Source organism: Azospirillum sp. A26 (genome assembly GCF_042604635.1).
GTDB lineage: Bacteria > Pseudomonadota > Alphaproteobacteria > Azospirillales > Azospirillaceae > Azospirillum > Azospirillum palustre.
Map to the genome: position 1 here is coordinate 1,608,690 of NZ_CP170473.1, position 17,687 is coordinate 1,626,376.

At 67.0% G+C, this 17,687-nt stretch carries 16 protein-coding genes; 6 read left to right on the forward strand and 10 right to left on the reverse strand.

Translation table 11 applies throughout. The features are described 5' to 3' along the window. Nucleotides 1-6: 6 nt before the first annotated feature. Both ABNQ39_RS21405 and ABNQ39_RS21410 read left to right on the forward strand, forming a co-directional pair. Nucleotides 7-498: a hypothetical protein gene (locus tag ABNQ39_RS21405; RefSeq protein ID WP_376960318.1), complete on the forward strand. Its 492-nt coding sequence runs from the start codon at nt 7-9 to the stop codon at nt 496-498. A 50-nt stretch (nt 499-548) separates the two neighbouring features. Continuing rightward, entirely contained in the window at nt 549-785 is a 237-nt protein-coding gene (locus ABNQ39_RS21410) for a hypothetical protein (protein ID WP_376960320.1), read from the forward strand. A 7-nt stretch (nt 786-792) separates the two neighbouring features. Here ABNQ39_RS21410 and bla read toward each other — a convergent pair whose 3' ends face one another. Further along, nucleotides 793-1,698: a class A beta-lactamase gene (gene bla / locus ABNQ39_RS21415; protein WP_376960322.1), complete on the reverse strand. Its 906-nt coding sequence runs from the start codon at nt 1,696-1,698 to the stop codon at nt 793-795. Nucleotides 1,699-1,871: 173 nt separating this feature from the next. Between bla and ABNQ39_RS21420 the strand changes: the two genes are divergently transcribed. Beyond that, nucleotides 1,872-2,108 (forward strand): hypothetical protein, encoded by a 237-nt coding sequence (locus ABNQ39_RS21420; RefSeq protein ID WP_376960324.1) that lies wholly within the window; start codon nt 1,872-1,874, stop codon nt 2,106-2,108. Nucleotides 2,109-2,213: 105 nt separating this feature from the next. Then, the gene (locus ABNQ39_RS21425) at nt 2,214-2,837 is read left to right on the forward strand and encodes a glutathione S-transferase family protein (RefSeq protein WP_376960326.1); all 624 of its coding nucleotides are present in this window, start codon (nt 2,214-2,216) and stop codon (nt 2,835-2,837) included. A gap of 57 nt (nt 2,838-2,894) precedes the next feature. On the opposite strand, the gene ABNQ39_RS21430 is transcribed toward ABNQ39_RS21425, so the two are convergent. The 7 genes from ABNQ39_RS21430 to ABNQ39_RS21460 form a co-directional block, all read right to left on the reverse strand. Then, nucleotides 2,895-4,124 (reverse strand): phenylacetate--CoA ligase family protein, encoded by a 1,230-nt coding sequence (locus tag ABNQ39_RS21430; protein WP_376960328.1) that lies wholly within the window; start codon nt 4,122-4,124, stop codon nt 2,895-2,897. An 85-nt stretch (nt 4,125-4,209) separates the two neighbouring features. Continuing rightward, nucleotides 4,210-5,064: an ABC transporter ATP-binding protein gene (locus ABNQ39_RS21435; RefSeq protein ID WP_174470311.1), complete on the reverse strand. Its 855-nt coding sequence runs from the start codon at nt 5,062-5,064 to the stop codon at nt 4,210-4,212. Between the two features lie 77 nt (nt 5,065-5,141). After that, nucleotides 5,142-6,434 (reverse strand): ABC transporter substrate-binding protein, encoded by a 1,293-nt coding sequence (locus ABNQ39_RS21440; protein WP_376960331.1) that lies wholly within the window; start codon nt 6,432-6,434, stop codon nt 5,142-5,144. Between the two features lie 53 nt (nt 6,435-6,487). Beyond that, nucleotides 6,488-7,561: a branched-chain amino acid ABC transporter permease gene (locus ABNQ39_RS21445; protein WP_376960333.1), complete on the reverse strand. Its 1,074-nt coding sequence runs from the start codon at nt 7,559-7,561 to the stop codon at nt 6,488-6,490. Between the two features lie 7 nt (nt 7,562-7,568). Further along, entirely contained in the window at nt 7,569-8,456 is an 888-nt protein-coding gene (locus tag ABNQ39_RS21450) for a branched-chain amino acid ABC transporter permease (RefSeq protein ID WP_098737060.1), read from the reverse strand. Nucleotides 8,457-8,467: 11 nt separating this feature from the next. Further along, nucleotides 8,468-10,402, reverse strand: a complete 1,935-nt coding sequence (locus tag ABNQ39_RS21455) for a long-chain fatty acid--CoA ligase (RefSeq protein ID WP_376960335.1) — start codon at nt 10,400-10,402, stop codon at nt 8,468-8,470. Then, complete coding sequence (locus ABNQ39_RS21460) at nt 10,402-11,295, reverse strand: ABC transporter ATP-binding protein (protein ID WP_376960337.1); 894 nt, start codon at nt 11,293-11,295, stop codon at nt 10,402-10,404. The genes ABNQ39_RS21455 and ABNQ39_RS21460 overlap by 1 nt, the downstream gene beginning before the upstream one ends. Nucleotides 11,296-11,495: 200 nt before the next feature. On the opposite strand from ABNQ39_RS21460, the gene ABNQ39_RS21465 reads away from it, so the two are divergent. After that, entirely contained in the window at nt 11,496-13,247 is a 1,752-nt protein-coding gene (locus tag ABNQ39_RS21465; protein ID WP_376960339.1) for an AMP-binding protein, read from the forward strand. Between the two features lie 77 nt (nt 13,248-13,324). Further along, the gene (locus ABNQ39_RS21470; RefSeq protein WP_376960341.1) at nt 13,325-13,894 is read left to right on the forward strand and encodes a TetR/AcrR family transcriptional regulator; all 570 of its coding nucleotides are present in this window, start codon (nt 13,325-13,327) and stop codon (nt 13,892-13,894) included. Nucleotides 13,895-13,898: 4 nt separating this feature from the next. Here the strand turns inward: ABNQ39_RS21470 and ABNQ39_RS21475 are convergent, their stop codons facing one another. Next, nucleotides 13,899-16,862 carry a methyl-accepting chemotaxis protein gene (locus tag ABNQ39_RS21475; protein ID WP_376960343.1) on the reverse strand — a complete coding sequence of 988 codons (2,964 nt, stop codon included), beginning with the start codon at nt 16,860-16,862 and terminating at the stop codon, nt 13,899-13,901. Nucleotides 16,863-17,138: 276 nt separating this feature from the next. Next, the gene (locus ABNQ39_RS21480; protein WP_098737064.1) at nt 17,139-17,633 is read right to left on the reverse strand and encodes an Lrp/AsnC ligand binding domain-containing protein; all 495 of its coding nucleotides are present in this window, start codon (nt 17,631-17,633) and stop codon (nt 17,139-17,141) included. Nucleotides 17,634-17,687: the final 54 nt, after the last annotated feature.

A 17,687-nucleotide genomic window follows, 5' to 3' on the forward strand; every position in this document is an offset into this window, starting at 1 on the left:
ACCGCCATGGCGCGCAAGAAGAAGAAAAAGGGCGGCGCCCTTACGCTGATCCTGCTGATCGTGCCGGCGGCGCTGATCGTGCTGCCGACCACCATCCTGTTCGGCATCGGCATGATCCCGACCATCGTCGCCTATGTCGTCGACCGCGATCCCGACAAATCGGCGCCGATCACCGTCGGCGGGCTGAATTTCTGCGGCTGCATGCCCTTCGCCATCGATCTGTGGAAGCACCAGCACACCATCGGCGCCGCCGCGAAGATCTTCGCCGACCCGCTGGCCTGGATGGTGATGTACAGCGCCGCCGCCGTCGGCTGGGGCATTTATTACGGCATCCCGCCGCTGGTCGCCGGGATGGAGGTCAGCCGCGCCGAAAAGCGGGTCGAGGTGCTGAAGCAGAAGAAGGTGGCGCTGGTCCAGGAATGGGGACCGGACGTGGCCGGCGATTACTTCGACGAGTCCGGCGGCATGGAGCCGGATTCTGAAATGGCGAACGCCTGATCGGGCGACGGCTTCACCGCCGGGCTTGCAACCGGACTCACCATCAGGGCATGATCCGTGCCGAGGGCCGCCGGGTCGGCCATGAGGTTGGAATGTTCAGCGTCAGCGAGAATGAAGCCGCCGCGATCCAGAGGGCGTTTCACGAAAGCGGCGAATGGGCGGCCGTCGTCGAGTTGCGGCGGCATTTCCACATTCAGGACAATGTGAACGCCCTGAACGCCGTCCGCTCCATCGTCAGATGGGCGGGGGCGGTGCCGCCGCATCCGCAGCCCACATCCCCTCTCTGACTCTGCCTCAGCCGATCAGGCCGGCCACCGCCCGCGCCACATCGGCATGGATGGCGTCCTGCTGCTTGAAGTCCTTCGCGGTGTGGGTCAGGTAGCTGGCGACCAGCAGTGGCGCGCGGCCCTCCGGCCACAGGATGGCGATGTCGTTGGCGGTGCCGTTGGTGCCGGTCCCCGTTTTGTCGCCGACCCGCCAGCCGGCCGGCAGCCCGGCGCGCAGACGCTTGTCGCCGGTCTTGTTGGCGACCATCCAGTCGGTCAGCTGCTTGCGGGACTCCGGCCGCAGCACGTCGCCGACCAGCAGGCGCTCCATGCTGCGCACCATGGCGGCCGGCGTGGTGGTGTCGCGCGGGTCGCCGGGGATGGCGGTGTTCAGGCTCGGCTCGTTGCGGTCCAGCCGCGTGACCGTGTCGCCGATGCCGCGCAGGAAGACGGTGAGGCCGGCGGGGTTGCCGACGCCGGGCAGCAGCAGGTTCGCCGCGACATTGTCGCTGAGCGTCACTGCCGCCTCGCACAGTTCGGCCACCGTCGGCGGCGTGCCGTTGAGCCGGGTTTCCGAGAAGGGTGCGTAGGGGACCAGATCGGCCTTGGTCACCGGAATCCGCCGGTCGAGCCGGTCCTTGCCCTGGTCCACCGTCTTCAGGACGGCGGCGGCCAAAAGAAATTTGAAGGTGCTGCACATCGGGAACCGCTCGTCCCCGCGCCAGCCATGCAGACGGCCGTTTGCGCTGTCGAGCACCGCGACGCCCAGCCGGCCGCCGGTGCGCCCCTCCAGCTCGGTCATGCGCGCTGCGAACGCATCGCTTCCCGTGGCTTTCCCGCCTTTGTTCCTGCCGATTTCCGCAGCCTGTGCCCCGGCCGCCGACAGCAGCAGAACCCCGCCCGTCGCCGCCAGGAATTCCCGCCTTCCGATCATTCCAACCTCCCTCTGCATCGTTGCGATGGCCGGACGATAGAAATCCCGGCGGGGGCCGGCAAACGAGCTTTCCTCACGGAAGACCCAAATTAAACTTATGCCTTGCCGGAGCATCGCCATGGCAGGCTGTGGGGCGCCGCGGCAAGAGACAGACAAGGGAAGGAAGCAGGCCGATGCCTATGCGTCAGGAGATGGAGACGGACCGTTTCGAGGCGACGGCCGAGGATGGCAGCGTCCACGCGGTGGTCGAGACGACCAGCTACATCCAGATGGTGACCTTCCGCGGCCCCGCCGGCTGGGTGCCGGAGGGCAAGAGCTATCGCCTGGACGGCGGCGACGCGGTGGAGCAGACGGCGGACGGCCGGTTCCGCATCGCCGCCTCGGGGCTGGCGATCCGTCGGATTGGCTAAACCCGCCCGCGCTTTCCGCTGGCGTGGCCGGGGCGGTTGAGGCCATCCTCCCGGCAACACCAGTCCCGACCCGTTCGGGACTGCTAAATCAGGGAGACAGAGATCGTGACCGCGCCCTTCATCCTCTACGGCAACGTGAATTCCCAGCCCGCGACCCGCATCGCGCTGTTCTTCCGGCTGGCCGGGGTTCCCTTCCAGTACCGTCACCTCGATCTGCGCGCCGGTCAGCAGAAGTCGCCGGAATATCAGGCGATCAACCGCTTCGGCCGGGTGCCGACGCTGGTGCATGGCGACCATTCGATCTCCGAATCCAGCGTGATCCTGACCTATCTGGCCGAACAGACCGGCCAGTTCGGCGGCCGCGACGAGGCCGAGAAACTGCGCCTCGCCGAATGGCTGAGCTGGCTGGCCGACGTGCTGCTGCCGGTCCAGCGCGCCCGCGCCGTGCGCAAGTTCAACGGCGATGCCAACGCCTTGCCCTGGCTCGACGGCGCGGCGGCCAGCGGGTTGAAGCTGTTCGACCAGCATCTGGCCGGCCACAGCTACATCCAAAGCGAGCGCCTGACCATCGCCGACATCTTCGCCTTCCCCTGGATCGACCTGCTGAGCGAATCCGGGATCGAAGAGAAGGACTATCCGAACGTCAAGGCCTGGGCCGACCGCATCCGCGCGCAGCCGGGCTACAAGCCGCAGTATGAGCTGGTGCCGCAGGCCGACGCGGAGTGCTGATATAGGAAGACGGACGGTTGCGGCGGTTCCCCGCCGCGACCGTTCACCCCCGTACGGTCACCCCCGCGTGTCGTCGATCACCTTGCCGTCGTTGGGCAGGCTTGCCGGCGCCACGAACTCCACCGCGCCCTTCAGCTTCGTCACCGACGCCAAGGTCTCGCGAATGGCGGCGGCGAGACCCTCGCCGCTCTCCTCCGCCTCGCAGCGGAGCGTCATGGTGTCGCTGGCGTCCTGGCGGCCGACGACCAGGCGGGCGCGGGCGATCTGGGGATGGCGGCGCAGCACCTCGGCCACCTGGCTCGGGTGGACGAACATGCCCTTGACCTTGGTGGTCTGGTCGGCGCGGCCCATCCAGCCCTTCAACCGCATGTTGGTCCGGCCGCAGGGGCTGGTGCCCGGCAGCACCGCCGACAGGTCGCCGGTGGCGAAGCGAATCAACGGATAGGCCGGGTTGAAGATGGTGACCACCACCTCGCCGACCTCGCCGTCGGGAACCGGGTCGCCGGTGCCGGGACGGACGATCTCGACGATGCAGCCCTCGTTCACCACCAGACCGGAGCGCGCCTTGGTCTCGTAGGCGACGATGCCGAGATCGGCGGTGCCGTAGCTCTGGGTGACGTCCAGCCCGCGCGCCTCGTAGAAGGCGCGCGCGTCGGGCAGATAGGGGCCGCCCGACACGGCGGCGATGCGGATGGAGGACACGTCCAGCCCCAGCGCGTCGCCCTTTTCCAGGATGATCTTCAGGAAGTCGGGCGTGCCGATGTAGCCGCGCGGCTTCAGGCTGGCGACGACCTGGGCTTGCATCTCGGTGTTGCCGGTGCCGGCGGGGATGACGGCGCAGCCGAGGGCGTGCGCGCCCGTCTCGAACATCGAGCCGGCGGGGGTCAGGTGGTAGGCGAAGCAGTTGTGGGCGAGGTCGCCGCCGCGGAAGCCGGCGGCGAACAGCGCGCGGGCGCTGCGCCAGGGATCGACGCCATGCGGTTCGGGATCGTGGATCGGGCCGGGAGAGGCGAAGACCCGGGCCAGCCGGCCGATCTCCACCGCCGCCAGCCCGCCGAAGGGCGGGTGGGCCTGCTGCAACGCGATCAGGTCGGATTTGCGCGTCACCGGCAGGGTGGCCAGCGCGGTGCGGTCGTGGATCGACGCCGGGTCGACCTCGGCCAGCAGCTGGCGGAAATAGGGGGCCGCGTCCTTGGCGTGGTGCAGATGGGCAGGCAGTGCCGCGAACTGCTCGGCCTCGCGCCGGTCGGAGGAACGGGTTTCGAGGTCGTCGTAGAAATCGGTCATGGTCGTTCGTCCGTTCAGGGGTCGGCCGATCAGGTGGCGGGCATCGGCGGTGGGGCATCGGCAGGCCGACGCCCCGCCACTCCCCTCAAATCCAGCGCTTGCGGCGCTTGAAGCTCTTCAGGTTCTTGAAGCTTTTGCGCTCTTCATTGCCGCCGCCGAGGTAGAATTCCTTCACATCCTCGTTGTTGCGCAGCTCTTCGGCGGTGCCGTCCAGCACGACCTTGCCGTTCTCCATGATGTAGCCGCGGGTCGCGGCCTGCAGCGCCATGCGGGCGTTCTGCTCCACCAGCAGGATGGTGACGCCAAGGTCCTTGTTGATCTGCTGGACGATGCTGAACACCTCCTTCACCATCAGCGGCGACAGGCCCATGCTCGGCTCGTCCATCAGGATCAGCTTCGGCCGGGCCATCATCGCGCGGCCGATGGCCAGCATCTGCTGCTCGCCGCCGGACAGGTAGCCGGCGAGGCCGGTGCGCTCCTTCAGCCGGGGGAAATAGCTGAAGACCATGTCCAGGTCGTCCTTCACCCCGTTGTCGCGGCGGGTGTAGGCGCCGAGCCGCAGATTCTCCAGGCAGGTCATGTCGGCGATGATGCGCCGGCCCTCCATCACCTGGAAGATGCCCTTGCGGACGATCTGGTCGGGATCGATGCCGTTGATGCGCTCGCCGTTGAAGGTGATGTCGCCGCGGGTGACCTCGCCGTCCTCGGTCTTCAACAGGCCGGAGATCGCCTTCAGCGTCGTCGATTTGCCGGCGCCATTGGCGCCGAGCAGGGCCACGATCTCGCCCTCCGGCACCTCCAGGCTGAGGCCGCGGAGCACGAGGATCACGTCGTTGTAGACGACCTCGATGTTGTTGACGGACAGCATCAGCTTCTTCGCGGCCGTGACCGGCGGTGCGACTGGAGCGTTGGTCGAAGCGGCCGTGGCGGTGTTCAGCATGCGGCACCTGAACTGTTCGTAAAGATCGGGGGCGCCCCCGCCGGATAAGGAGGCGGAGGCGCCGCGTGCTTATCGGCTTACCAGCCCAGCCATTCCGGCTTGCGCGGAACGTCGACGGTGGTCAGCTTCTCCAGCTTGATGGTGCCGGCCTTGACCAGATCGTCGACGCTGGCGCCGGTGTCGCCGGTCACCTGGGCGCGGTAGATGTTGACCGCCGTCATGCCGCGGTGATCGGTGTCGGTCCAGGTCGAGGGAACGCAGACGCCTTCCAGCCCGGCAGGCACCCAGTCCTTCTTCTGGTACATCGCCTTGCGGATGTTGGGGCCGGTGACGCCGCCGTTCGCCGAGGCCCAGTCCATCGCCTCCTTCATGTAGAAGGCGGTGCAGACGCCGGCCATGTAATGCACCGGACGATAGGCGTTGCCTGAGGCGTCGGAGATCTTGGAGATGTCCTTCAGCGTCTTCATGCCCGGCGCGTCGCCGTTCCAGGTGACCGCGGTGCGCATCGGGAACACCACGCCGTTGGCGGCCGAGCCGGCGGCCTTGGCGGCATTCTCGTCCATGCCCCAGACGTTGCCCATGAACTGCACCTTGGCGCCGACCGTCTGGCAGGCCTTCAGCACCGAGATGTTGGAGCCGGCGGTGTTGCCGAGATAGGCGTAGTTGACGCCGGACTGCTTCAGCGTCAGGCACTGGGCGGTGTAGTCGCCGGGGGTCAGGGCGAACTGCACGGCCGGCAGCACGTCGAAGCCCAGCTCCTTGGCCAGCTGCTCGCCGGCATCCTTGGGCGCGTTGGGATAGGGGTGGTTGGCGCCCATGTGGACGTATTTCGGCTTGCCCTGGCCGCCCTGCTTCTTCCAGTCCTCCGCCGCCCAGGTCAGCATGCCGCGCAGCGCGTCGGAATAGGAGGGACCGTAGAAGAAGTTGTAGGGCGCCGGCTTGGAGCCGTGCGGGCCCTTGCCGGTCGGGTCGGTCAGGTGACCGGAATAGGAACCGGAATAGGCCGGGATCTCGTCCTTGCCGACGAAGCCGGTCAGCGCCTCGGTGTCGGCGGTGCCCCAGCCCTGGAGTGCCGCGATCTTGTCGCTGCCCGACGACCACTTCTTGTACTGGCTGATGGCGCGCGGCGCCTGATAGCCGTAATCGACACTGTCGACCGCCAGCTTGGTGCCGTTGATGCCGCCCTTGGCGTTGATGTAGGCCAGCGCATCCGCGACGCCCTGCGCATAGGGCACGCCGACGTCGGAGGTGGCGCCGGATTGGTCCGCCAGATGGCCGACCGGGATGTCGGCCCAAGCGGAGGTGACGCCAGTGGCGGAGGTCGCCAGCAGGAGGGCAGAGGTCGCGAAGAGCGCGGTCTTGATCGACATGGTGCGTTGACTCCCCAGTCTGTTCTGTTTGTTGATCAGCAAAAGCGTACGCATCAGTGCGAGAAGGGATAGAGCTTCCAGTAGGCCTTGATCTGCTTCCAGCGGTGGGCCAGCCCGTCGGGCTCGAACACCAGGAACAGGATGATGACGAGGCCGATCGACATCTCGCGCAGGAAGGCGATGTTGTCCTTCAGGTTCAGCGCGGTATCGAGCGCGGTGCCGCTCACCAGCTTGGTCAGCGCCTGCATCGCTTCCGGCAGGAAGACCATGAAGGCGGTGCCCATCAGCGTGCCCATGATCGAGCCCAGCCCGCCGATGATGATCATGCCCAGGAACTGGATCGAGAAGAGGATGGTGAAGCCCTCGACCGACACGAACTGGAGGTAGTGGGCGTACAGCGCGCCGCCGATGCCGGCGTAGAAGGCGGAGATGCCGAAGGACATCGTCCGGTACTTCGTCAGGTTGATGCCCATGATCTCGGCGGAGAGATAATGGTCGCGCACTGCCACCAGGGCGCGGCCGTCGCGGGTCCGCATCAGGTTGGTGGCGAGGATGTACATCACCACCACGGCCACCAGCGCCACGTAGAAGAAGCGCTCGTCGGTGTCGAAGGCGAAGCCGAAGATGGTCAGCGGCTCGGCGATGGTGCCGGCGGTGCCGCCGGTGAACCAGTCGGCACGGGCGAAGAAGTCCTGCAGGATGTACTGCGCCGCCAGCGTGGCGATGGCGAGATACAGGCCCTTCAGCCGCGCCGCCGGCATGCCGAACAAGAGGCCGACCAGCGTGGTGATCACGCCCGCCAGCGGAATGGCCAGCGCCACCGGGACGCCGACACTGTTGCTGAGCCAGGCCGAGGCGAAGGCGCCAAAGCCGAAGAAGGCGGAATGGCCGATGGAGATCTGGCCGGTGAAGCCGACCAGGATGTTCAGGCCGAGCGCCGCGATGCCGAGATAGCTGATCTGGATCAGCAGGCTGAGCCAGTAGCGGTCCATGAAGGCCGGGCAGGCCAGCAGAAGGACCACGCCCAGGATCGCGAAGTTGCGGCTGGTTCTGGTCGGGAAAATGGTGGTGTCGGACCCGTAGGACGTCTTGTAATCGCCGCTCGGGATGATGCTGACGGATGCCATGGGGGCCTCACACGCGCTCGATGTCTTTGGTGCCGAACAGGCCGTAGGGCTTGATCATCAGGATGGCGATCAGAACGTAGAAGGGTGCGATCTCGTACATGTTGCCCCAGTTCAGCCATTGGCTGTCCAGGTAGTGCGCCATGTTCTCCAGCACCCCGACGATCAGCCCGCCGACCACGGCGCCGATGACGCTGTCGAGGCCACCGAGGATCACCGCCGGGAACACCTTGATGCCGAAGAAGGACAGGGCCGACGACACGCCGTTGACCACGCCCACCGTGACGCCGGCCACCGCCGACACCATGGCGGAGATCGCCCAGCTCATCGCGAACATGTGGCGGACCGAGATGCCCAGCGACTGCGCCACCTGCTGGTCGAAGGCGGTGGCCCGCATGGCGAGACCGGTCCGCGAGTATTTGAAGAACCAGCCGAAGCCCGCCATGATCAGGATCGAGATGAGCAGCGACATGACGTAGACGGTCTGCACCTCCAGCCCGAACAGGTTCATGGTGGGGCTGGCGAAGATCGGCGGGAAGGGCTTGGCGAAGACGCCGAACATCCACTTCATCGCCGCCTGGAAGACGATGGACAGGCCGATGGTCACCATGATGACGGAGATGATCGGCTCGCCGATCATCGGCCGCAGCACGACGATCTGCAGGATGACGCCGAAGGCCAGCATAAAGGCCAGCGTGATCGGGAAGCCGATCCAGAAGGGCAGCTGCCAGTGGGTCAGCAGCCACCAGCAGGTCCAGGCGCCGATCAGCAGGAATTCGCCCTGCGCGAAGTTGACGATACGGCTGGCCTTGTAGATCAGCACGAAGGACATGGCGACCACGCCATACAGCGCGCCGACGATCAGGCCGTTGACGAGAAGCTGAAACAGAAGGGTCATGGCGTTTCCCCTCAGGCGGCCTGCCGCTGCGCGCCCTTCGGCGGCAGCAGGTCGATGACGGTCAGGGTGGTGCGGATGCGCTGCTTGGTGCCGTCCTGGAAGGCAATCGTGGTGTCCACGTCGATCTTCGGCTGGCCGGTATAGATGCTGTCGATGATGGTGCCGTACTTCTCGCCGATGACGCCGCGGCGCACCTTGCGGGTGCGGGTCAGCTCGCCGTCGTCGGCGTCCAGCTCCTTGTAGAGCAGCAGGAACTTGGAGATGCGCTGGTACTCGGGAAGCGTTTGGTTCACCCGCTCCACCTCCGCCCGCAGCAGGTCGTAGACCTCCTGCTTCGACGACAGGTCGGAGTAGGTGGTGAAGGCGATGCGGTTCTTCTCCGCCCATTTCGATACGATGGGGAAGCGGATGCAGATGATCGCCGACAGATAGTCGCGCTTGTCGCCCAGGATCACCGCTTCGGCCACGTAAGGGCTGAACTTCAGCTTGTTCTCGATGTATTGCGGGCTGAAGCGGTCGCCCTGGGCGGTGGTGGCGATGTCCTTGATGCGGTCGATGATGACCAGATGGCCCTTCTTGTCGAAGAAGCCGGCATCGCCCGTGTGCATCCAGCCATCGCGCATGTCGGCGACGGTCGCCTTCTCGTTCCGGTAATAGCCGGCGAACATGTTGGGGTGGCGGGTGACGATCTCGCCGACGCCGTTGTGGTCGGGCTCGATCACCTTCACCTCGATGCCGCCGTCGAACGGCACGCCGACGGTGTCGAAATCCACGTCGGTGCCGCGATGGACGGTGTAGGCGCCCATCGTCTCGGTCTGGCCGTAGATCTGGCGCAGCGGCACGCCCAGCGCCTGGAAGAATTTGAAAGTGTCGGGGCCGAGCGCCGCGCCGCCGGTCGCCGCCGATTTCAGGTTGGTGAAGCCCAGCCGGTCGCGCAGCGCCTTGAACAGGATGGCGTCGGCCATCGCCGAGCGCTGCCCCTTCGCCAGAGCCTCCAGCCCCAGCTTCATGCCAAGCTCGAACATCTTCTGCTTGAAGGGCGAGGCGTCCATCATGCGGGCGCGCACGTCGGCGGCGATCTGCTCCCACAGGCGGGGAGCGAACAGCACGAAGCTCGGCCCGATCTCGCGGAAGTCGTGCATCATCGTCTCGGCTTCCTCGACGAAGTTCACGCGCATCCGCGACACCATGCCCATGCCGACCGCATAGACCTGTTCCATGATCCAGGACAGCGGCAGGACCGAGACGTAATCGTCCTCCGGACCCTTGGGATCGGCGGACAGGTAGCTGGCGACATGGCGGATCAGCCGGCCGGCCGGCAGCATCGCCATCTTCGGGTTCGACGTGGTGCCCGAGGTGGTGCAGAGGATGGCGACCTCCTCACCCTTCGTCGCGGCGACCATGCGGTCGTAGAGATCCGGCTGCTGCGCATGCAGCTCCTCCCCCATCGCCACCAGTTCGGTGACCGGCATCAGGCGGGGGTCGTGGTATTTGCGCATGCCGCGCGGGTCGGAATAGATGATGTGCTGCAACGTCGGCAGCCGCTCGGCGAGGTTCAGCAGCTTGTCGACCTGCTCCTCGTCCTCGGCGAACACCACCTTCACGTCGGCATAGGTGATGAGGTAGGCGACCTCCTCGTCCAGCGCGTCGCGGTAGATGCCAAGGCTGTAGCCGCGCACCGCATGGGTGGCGATCTCGCCCATCACCCAGTCGGGACGGTTGTCGCCGAGCAGCCCGACCACCTCGCCCGGCACGACGCCGAGCTTGGTCATGCCCAGCGCGAAGGCGCGGACACGGGCATGGACCTGGCTCCAGGTGAAGGTGCGCCAGATGCCGAAATCCTTCTCGCGCATGGCGATGTCGTTGCCATGCTGGCGGGCGTGCAGGGCCAGCAGTTTCGGCAGGGTGTCGTTGACGGCCAGATCAGGAAGAGCGGTACTGGACATCACGCGACCTCCTTGCGCGGCTGGACCGCCGTCGCCGGCGCCTCTTCCTCGTCGTCCTCGCCCAGATAGGCGCGGCGGACGCGGGGATCGGCCAGGACTTCCTCCGGCCTGCCTTCGGCGATCTTCTTGCCGAATTCCAGCACCATCACCCGGTGCGAGATGTCCATGACCACGCCCATGTCGTGTTCGATCATGACCACGGTCATGCCGAACTCCTCGTTGAGGTCGACGATGTAGCGGGCCATGTCCTCCTTCTCTTCGAGGTTCATGCCGGCCATCGGCTCGTCCAGCAGGATCAGGTCGGGCTTCAGCGCGATGGCGCGGGCCAGTTCCACCCGCTTGCGCAGGCCGTAGGACAGCGTGCCGGCGGTCGCCTTGCGCACATGCTGGATTTCGAGGAAGTCGATGATCTCCTCCACCTCGCGGCGGTGGGACAGCTCCTCCTTCCTGGCGCCGGTCAGCCAGTAGAGCGACCCGGTCAGGAAGTTGTTCTTCAGCAGGTGGTGGCGGCCGACCATGATGTTGTCGAGCACGGTCATGTGCCCGAACAGCGCCAGATTCTGGAAGGTGCGGCCGATGCCGAGCGCGGCGCGGTGGTTCGGGGTCATCCCCGTCACGTCGCGGCCCTTGAAATAGACCTTGCCGTCGGTCGGACGGTAGCGGCCGGAGATGCAGTTGACCATCGAGGTCTTGCCGGCCCCGTTCGGGCCGATGATCGAGAACAACTCGCCCTTACGGATGCCGAAACTGACGTCGGTCAGCGCATGGACGCCCCCGAAGCGCAGATTGACGCCCCGAGCCTCGAAGATGGTCTCCGCCTGGGTGGTGGGCGACTTTTGGCCAGGGGAATTTTGGCCAGGGCCGGGGTGTGGTGCGACGGGCGCGCCTGACATTTCCTCCTCCGTTGCTGTTGGTACCGCTTCTTCGGGTCACGATCCGGCTCTTTGGCGGCCGGCGGGGTCCATATTGTGGACCGTTTCATGAGCAACTTCCGCACTATATACCGGGCCGCGTTCTGTTTTCAACACTGACATTCCGCCACTGCATGTTTTTTGTTGCGATGGACGGCCTCGCGGTCCATATGATGGACCTCATGAACAGTCACGCCGACATCGTCCCCACTCCGGCCGCTTCCCCTTCCACTCCGGGCGCGGCGGGTGGCACGCAAAGCCTGGAGCGCGCCATCGCGCTGCTGCGCGCGGTCGCCGACGCCGAAACCGACGGCGCGCGGTTGGCCGATTTGATGACCGGGGTCGGGCTGTCGAAGGCCACCGCCCACCGGCTGCTGATGGCGCTGGCGCGCGACGGGCTGGTCGAGCAGGACGGTCGCAGCAAGCGCTATCACCTGGGTCCCGATCTGGTGGCGCTGGGCGATCTGGCGGCGTTGCGGCACCGCCCGCCGGCACCGCCGCCTCCCCCTGTCCCGCCGCAGCCGCCGGAGGCCGCGGCACCCACACCGCAGCCCTCGCCGCCCGTCCTGATGGTGAGGCCGTCGGCCTTCCTGCGGCCGGAATACCGCGGCGACTCCATCGCGCTGGCAGCGTTGCTGTGCGACCGCCATGTCCGTGCCGCCGACGGCGCGCGGGCGGCGCTGCTGCATGAAAGCGTCGCCGGACAGACGACGGAGCTGAGCTTCGCCCGGCTGGCGCGGGATTCGGCGCGCTTCGCCGCCGTGCTGGCCGGCATGGGGGTGGGACCGGGCGACCGGGTGGCGGTCCTGCTGCCGAAGGGGCCGGAGCTGCTGATCACCGCGCTGGCGATCTGGCGGCTGGGCGGCGTCTACATGCCGCTGTTCACCACCTACACCGCCTCGGCCGTCGCCTACCGGCTGGCCGACAGCGACGCACGGGCCATCGTCACCAACGGCTTCCTGCGCCGCAAGGTGCCGCGCGACAACACCCGCCCTGTGGTGACGGTGGAGGGCGACGAGGCCTTCGGTCCCGACGCCGTGCCCTTCTGGTCGTCGCTGCACGAGGCCGTCCCGCTGGCCGAGGTGTCGCGCTACCGCGAAGGCGACGCCTTCGCCCTGATCTACACCTCGGAGTCGGAGCCGACGCCGCTCGGCGTCTCGTTGCCGGTCAAGGCGCTGTCGGGGATCGAACAGTACATGCGCATCGGCCTCGACCTGCGCGACGACGACATTTACTGGAACATGGCCGATCCCGGCTGGGCCTATGGCGCCTATTACGGGCTGGTCGGGCCGCTGCTGCTGGGACGGACGACGATCTTCTGCGACGGTCCCTACGACGTGCGGCAGGGCTACCGCATGCTGACCAAGTTCGGCGTCACCAACCTGACCGCCGCCCCGTCGCAGATCCGCGCCTGGCATGGCGCCGACCCCGGCGTGTCGCACCAGTTCGCGCTGCGCATCCTGTCGGTGGTGGGCGAACCGCTGCCGCCCGACCTGATCGCCTGGGCCAACCGGACGGTGAAGGTGCCCCTGCTCGACCAGTATGGCCAGCGCGAGACCGGCATCTTCATCGTGAACCGGTACGATCCGGACGGCATCGGCCGCCACGAGTCCGAAGGGCCGGACGGCGCGGATGCGGTCCAGCCGGCGAGCGGCTCGCTCGGCCGGCCGATGCCGGGCTTCCGCGTCGTCATCCTCGACCCCGACGGGCGGGAGGCGCCGGTGGGCGGCGCCGGCGAGATCGCCATCGACGTCGACCACTCGCCGCTGTTCTGGTTCGAATCCTACGCCAACAACCCGGAGCGCACCGCCCAGCGCTTCCGCCACGGCCGGCGCTATTACCTGACCGGCGACCGCGCCTTCCTGGACGGCGACGGCAACATCCATTACCGCGGCCGGGCCTCCGACGCGATCCAGATGCAGCAGGGCGAATAGTCACGGACCACCCTTTTCGGGTATAGAACGCGTTCGGGACTGCGGCTGCGGCAACGGGAAGAACGCGAAGGACGGGTATGGAATCCAAGACGAAGAACCGCGAATCCTGGCTGGCCGCCGCCTTCGCGGCGCTGGCCGAAGGCGGCGTCGACAAGGTGCGGGTGGAGGTGCTGGCGAAGGCCCTGAAGGTCACCAAGGGCAGCTTCTACTGGCATTTCCGCGACCGCACCGAGCTGATGAGCGCCCTGTTGGACAGCTGGAAGCTGGGCCGCATCGCCGCGATCAAGGAACAGACCCGGCTGGACGGGCGCGAACCGGCGCAGCAACTGCGCGACCTGCTGGCGCTCTATGGCGGCAGCAAGCCGCGCGGCATGGCGATCGAGCTGGCGGTGCGCGACTGGGCCCGGCGCGCGCCGGAGGCGGAAAGCGTGATCGCCGAGGTCGACCGCGAACGCCTGCACAGCGTCGCCGGCCTGTTCGTGGCGCTCGGGCTGCCCGCCGACCAGGCCTTCGCCCGCGCCTACCTGTTCTACGCCTTCGCCTTCGGCCAGGGCCTGCTCGCCCCCGGCGCCGCGGCCGACCGGGCCGAGGTGGTGCGGGCGATCTGCGCCGACGTGCTGGTGCCGGCGGCGCAGCCGCAGTCCTGAGCCGTCAGGGCATGTAGGCCAGCCGCAGATTGCCCCAGTGGCGGCCGCACACCATGATCGGCGCATCGACCTCCTTCAGGCGGACCATCTGGCCGCCGCCCATGTCGCGGCGGTAGGCCTGCAACAGGAACGACCGGGTGTTGCGCGCCGCGGCGAGGCCGGAGCGGTCGGCGAAGACGCGGCGGTTGCGGCAGTGGGCGGCGTTCCACGCGGCATCGCCCGGCCGCTGCGGGTCGGAATAACGCGTGTTATGGGTCGGCAGATAGCCGACGGCGTTGACCGCCGCACAGAACTGGATGCGCGGGTTGGCGGCCAGGATCGGCTCCTGGATCGCCGGGAACAGGCGGTCGGTCAGGTCGGTGAAGGGGGCGAGGCACTGTTCCGGTTCCGTGCCGGGAATGCTGGACAGCTCGGTCGAGAACAGGGCCTCCTCGCCGATGCCGCCATTGGCAAGCGCACCTTCCAATGCCTTGCCCAGGGCCGCCGCGGCGTCCTGTGCGGTGGCGATGATGGCGGAATCAGCCTCGACCATCGCGTTGTAGACGCTTTCCAGGCGGCGGTTCTGGGCGTCCGACAGCTCGTCCAACGCCAGATGCAGGCCGAGATCGCTGGTTCCCGCGACGATGGCCGGCAAATCGCCAACCTCGCGCAGGGTCACCGTCAGTTTCGTCTGCTCGGGCAGCTCCGGCAGCCCCTTGCTGTCGATCAGCAGCCCGTCCAGCGACAGATCCAGCATGGTGACGGTGCGGCGGTCGCCCGCCACGGTCATGACGATCGGCTCCTCGCAGGGGATGCGGTTGGAGACGCGGCGGTCGCCCGCCACCGACTGGCGCAGCGCGATGACCAGCCGGCGCTTCAGGTCGGCCACCGCGCCCTGGGTGTCGGTCATGCGGCGGCTGACGTCGGTGGCGATGCCGGTGATCTCGTCGGTCTGGTCGCGGATCCGCAGCACGCTGCCCGTTACCTGGGAGGCGCCGCCGGCGGAGTTGGTGGCGCTGCGCCCGATCTCGGCATTGGCGGCGGACTGCTCCTCCACCGCGGCGGCGGTGGCGGTGGCCGCCTCGTCGATCTCCTCGATCACCGAGATGACGGTCTGGATGGCCGAGACGCTGCCGCCGACCGCATGCTTCAGCTGCTCGATCTGGCGGGCGATGTCCTCGGTCGCCCTGGCGGTCTGGTTGGCCAGCGTCTTGACCTCGCTGGCGACGACGGCGAAGCCCTTGCCGGCCTCCCCCGCCCTGGCGGCTTCGATGGTGGCGTTCAACGCCAGCAGGTTCGTCTGGCCGGCGATCTCGTTGATGAGGGTGGCGACCTTGGCGATTTCCTCCGTCGCAATCTCCATCCGGCCGATGGCGGAGGCGGAGCCGCGGGCGCTGTCCACCGCGCGCCGCGCCACCGCGCTGGAGCGCGCCGCCTGCCGGGCGATTTCCTGCCCGGAGGAATTCAGCTCCTCCGTCGCGGCGGCGACCGACTGGGCATTGGAGCTGGCCTGTTCCGACGCGGCCGACACCACCACGGTGTTCTCGCGCACAACGCCGAGCGCCCCCATCAGGTGCTCGATGCCGTCGCCGGCCCGCCGGCTCGCCAGCTCCACGCCCATCCAGGTGGAATCCAGGTCGCTTTCGATGGATTTGCAGGTTTCCAGCAGGGCCTGACGGGTCGCCGCCTTCTGGCGCAGCTCGGTCTCGTGCTTCTCGTGGATGCCATAGGCCAGCTTCGCTTTCATCGCGTTCAGCTCCGACGCCACGCGCCGGAATTCCGGCACGCCGATGGTTTCAGCCGGGCTGACGAAATCTCCACCGGAAATGCGGGCGAACGTCCTTTCGAAAGATCTCAGCGGCCTCCGGAAGGTCATGAGCAGCCCCCAGGAGATCAGCCCGGACGCAATCGCCAGGGCGGACACGATTGCCACCGTCTCCATGAAGCGGACGGAGAAGTCGCTCTGTGCCTCCGAAACCTCTTGCCCGGCGCTTTTCATCTGGAAGTTCAGCAGGTCACGGTTCGCTTCGAAAGCCGCTGCGAACAGCGGCGTGACGACCGTCCGGACATCCCGTTCGACCGCAAGCGAATCGCCGTCCTTGATGTGATCCATCGTCGGCCGCAATCCGTCCTTCACGTATTTCGAACGCAATTCGAAGAAACGGTCGGCCAACACCTGTTCTTCGGGCAGTTTCGGCAAGGCGCTGTATTCGGCCCAGACCGTCGTGATGGCCGCGATGTTGCCTTCGATCCGGGACAGCAGATCCTTGATCGCCGCCGGCTGGGCGCCATCCCGCACCTCAATGATCAGGCTGGTTATGATCTGCCGGTTGTCCGCCATGCGGGTCAGGATATCGTTGCTGATCCTGGCGGCAGCCAGACGTTGGCTGTGCACGCGCGTCAGGGCGTCGTTCGATGCCGACATGCCCTCCAACCCCAAGCCACCCACGAAGATCATCGCCGCGATCAGCAGAACGAAAGCACCGAGCAGCCGCCCGGTCATGCTCGTCCACGCGGCATCCAGCCAGCGAAGCGGCCCCTTCCGGTACAGTTCGCCACCGCGGAGGTCCATGGTTGCCCGGTTGTCGCGCATCTCCGCATAGAGCCTGTCGGCCGCCGCGATCTCGTCCCGCGACGGCTTGGAGCGGATGGAGATGAAGCCGGTGACGGCGCCGTCCTCCATCACCGGCGTGACGTTGGCGCGCACCCAATAGAAATCGCCGCCCTTGGTGCGGTTCTTCACCAGCCCTTCCCAGGGCCGCCCCGCCTTCGCCGTCGCCCACAGATCGGCGAAGGCCTCCTTCGGCATGTGGGGGTGGCGGACGATGTTGTGCGGGGCGCCGATCAGCTCATACTCGTCAAAGCCGCTGATCTCGACGAAAGCCCGGTTCACAAAGGTGATGCGCCCGCCTGTGTCGGTGCGCGACACCAGCGGAACCCCGTCGGTCAGAAGAACTTCTCGGTCGGTGATCGGTGTGTTGACGCGCATGTCGCGGTTCCGCTCCAGCCATAGCCTCGAACAAGTCGGTCGGGCATGGTGGCGAACCGATGGCAGCAGCATGAAAGCATCGGTCGGCCTCCAGGACCGGAGCTTGCGCTGCAAGCGGCATGCCGCATCATTTTGTCGGTAAGCGAACAAACTCGGCGTTCGGGCGCAACGGCGACGCGAAACCGGCGGGCATCGCTCGTCGCAAAATGCCTCCGGAAAAGCGGCCCGGCCCCCAAAGCATTACGCAATTTGGAAATTGCTATATGGTCTGACCGTTCAGCCGCGCAACGGCCCGTTGGACAGCCCGTCCAGCGGGATGGCGGTGACGCTCTTCACCTCTTCCATCACCGCGTAGGTGTGGGTTTCCCGCACGCCGCGGGCGGTGGACAGCAGCTCGCCCAGGAACAGGCGGTATTCGTTCATGTCGCGCACGCGGGCCTTGACCAGATAATCGAAGCCGCCCGCCACCATGTGGCATTCCATGATCTGCGGCATGCGCAGGACGGTGGCCTTGAAGTCGTCGAAATTGTCCGGCGTGGTGCGGTCCAGCACCACCTCGACGAAGACCAGCATCCCCGCTTCCAGCCGGTGCGGGTCGAGCAGCGCGACATAGCGTTGGATGATGCCCTCGGATTGCAGGCGCTTCACCCGTTCCAGGCAGGCGGCCGGGCTGAGGTTGATGCGCCGCGCCAGTTCCACATTGCTGAGGCGTCCGTCATCCTGCAACTCGCGCAGGATCTTGATGTCGGTGGAATCGAGGCTGCGGTCCATCGGCGGCTCGGAATGCTGTTCGGCTGACGGCGCCGATCCTAACGGAAAAAACGG

Coding starts and splice junctions, on each gene's coding strand:
- ABNQ39_RS21405 (WP_376960318.1), top strand. CDS start 7: ATGGCGCGCAAGAAGAAGAAAAAGGGCGGCGCCCTTACGCTGATCCTG.
- ABNQ39_RS21410 (WP_376960320.1), top strand. CDS start 549: ATGATCCGTGCCGAGGGCCGCCGGGTCGGCCATGAGGTTGGAATGTTC.
- bla (WP_376960322.1), bottom strand. CDS start 1,698: ATGATCGGAAGGCGGGAATTCCTGGCGGCGACGGGCGGGGTTCTGCTG.
- ABNQ39_RS21420 (WP_376960324.1), top strand. CDS start 1,872: ATGCCTATGCGTCAGGAGATGGAGACGGACCGTTTCGAGGCGACGGCC.
- ABNQ39_RS21430 (WP_376960328.1), bottom strand. CDS start 4,124: ATGACCGATTTCTACGACGACCTCGAAACCCGTTCCTCCGACCGGCGC.
- ABNQ39_RS21435 (WP_174470311.1), bottom strand. CDS start 5,064: ATGCTGAACACCGCCACGGCCGCTTCGACCAACGCTCCAGTCGCACCG.
- ABNQ39_RS21440 (WP_376960331.1), bottom strand. CDS start 6,434: ATGTCGATCAAGACCGCGCTCTTCGCGACCTCTGCCCTCCTGCTGGCG.
- ABNQ39_RS21445 (WP_376960333.1), bottom strand. CDS start 7,561: ATGGCATCCGTCAGCATCATCCCGAGCGGCGATTACAAGACGTCCTAC.
- ABNQ39_RS21450 (WP_098737060.1), bottom strand. CDS start 8,456: ATGACCCTTCTGTTTCAGCTTCTCGTCAACGGCCTGATCGTCGGCGCG.
- ABNQ39_RS21455 (WP_376960335.1), bottom strand. CDS start 10,402: ATGTCCAGTACCGCTCTTCCTGATCTGGCCGTCAACGACACCCTGCCG.
- ABNQ39_RS21460 (WP_376960337.1), bottom strand. CDS start 11,295: ATGTCAGGCGCGCCCGTCGCACCACACCCCGGCCCTGGCCAAAATTCC.
- ABNQ39_RS21465 (WP_376960339.1), top strand. CDS start 11,496: ATGAACAGTCACGCCGACATCGTCCCCACTCCGGCCGCTTCCCCTTCC.
- ABNQ39_RS21470 (WP_376960341.1), top strand. CDS start 13,325: ATGGAATCCAAGACGAAGAACCGCGAATCCTGGCTGGCCGCCGCCTTC.
- ABNQ39_RS21475 (WP_376960343.1), bottom strand. CDS start 16,862: ATGCGCGTCAACACACCGATCACCGACCGAGAAGTTCTTCTGACCGAC.
- ABNQ39_RS21480 (WP_098737064.1), bottom strand. CDS start 17,633: ATGGACCGCAGCCTCGATTCCACCGACATCAAGATCCTGCGCGAGTTG.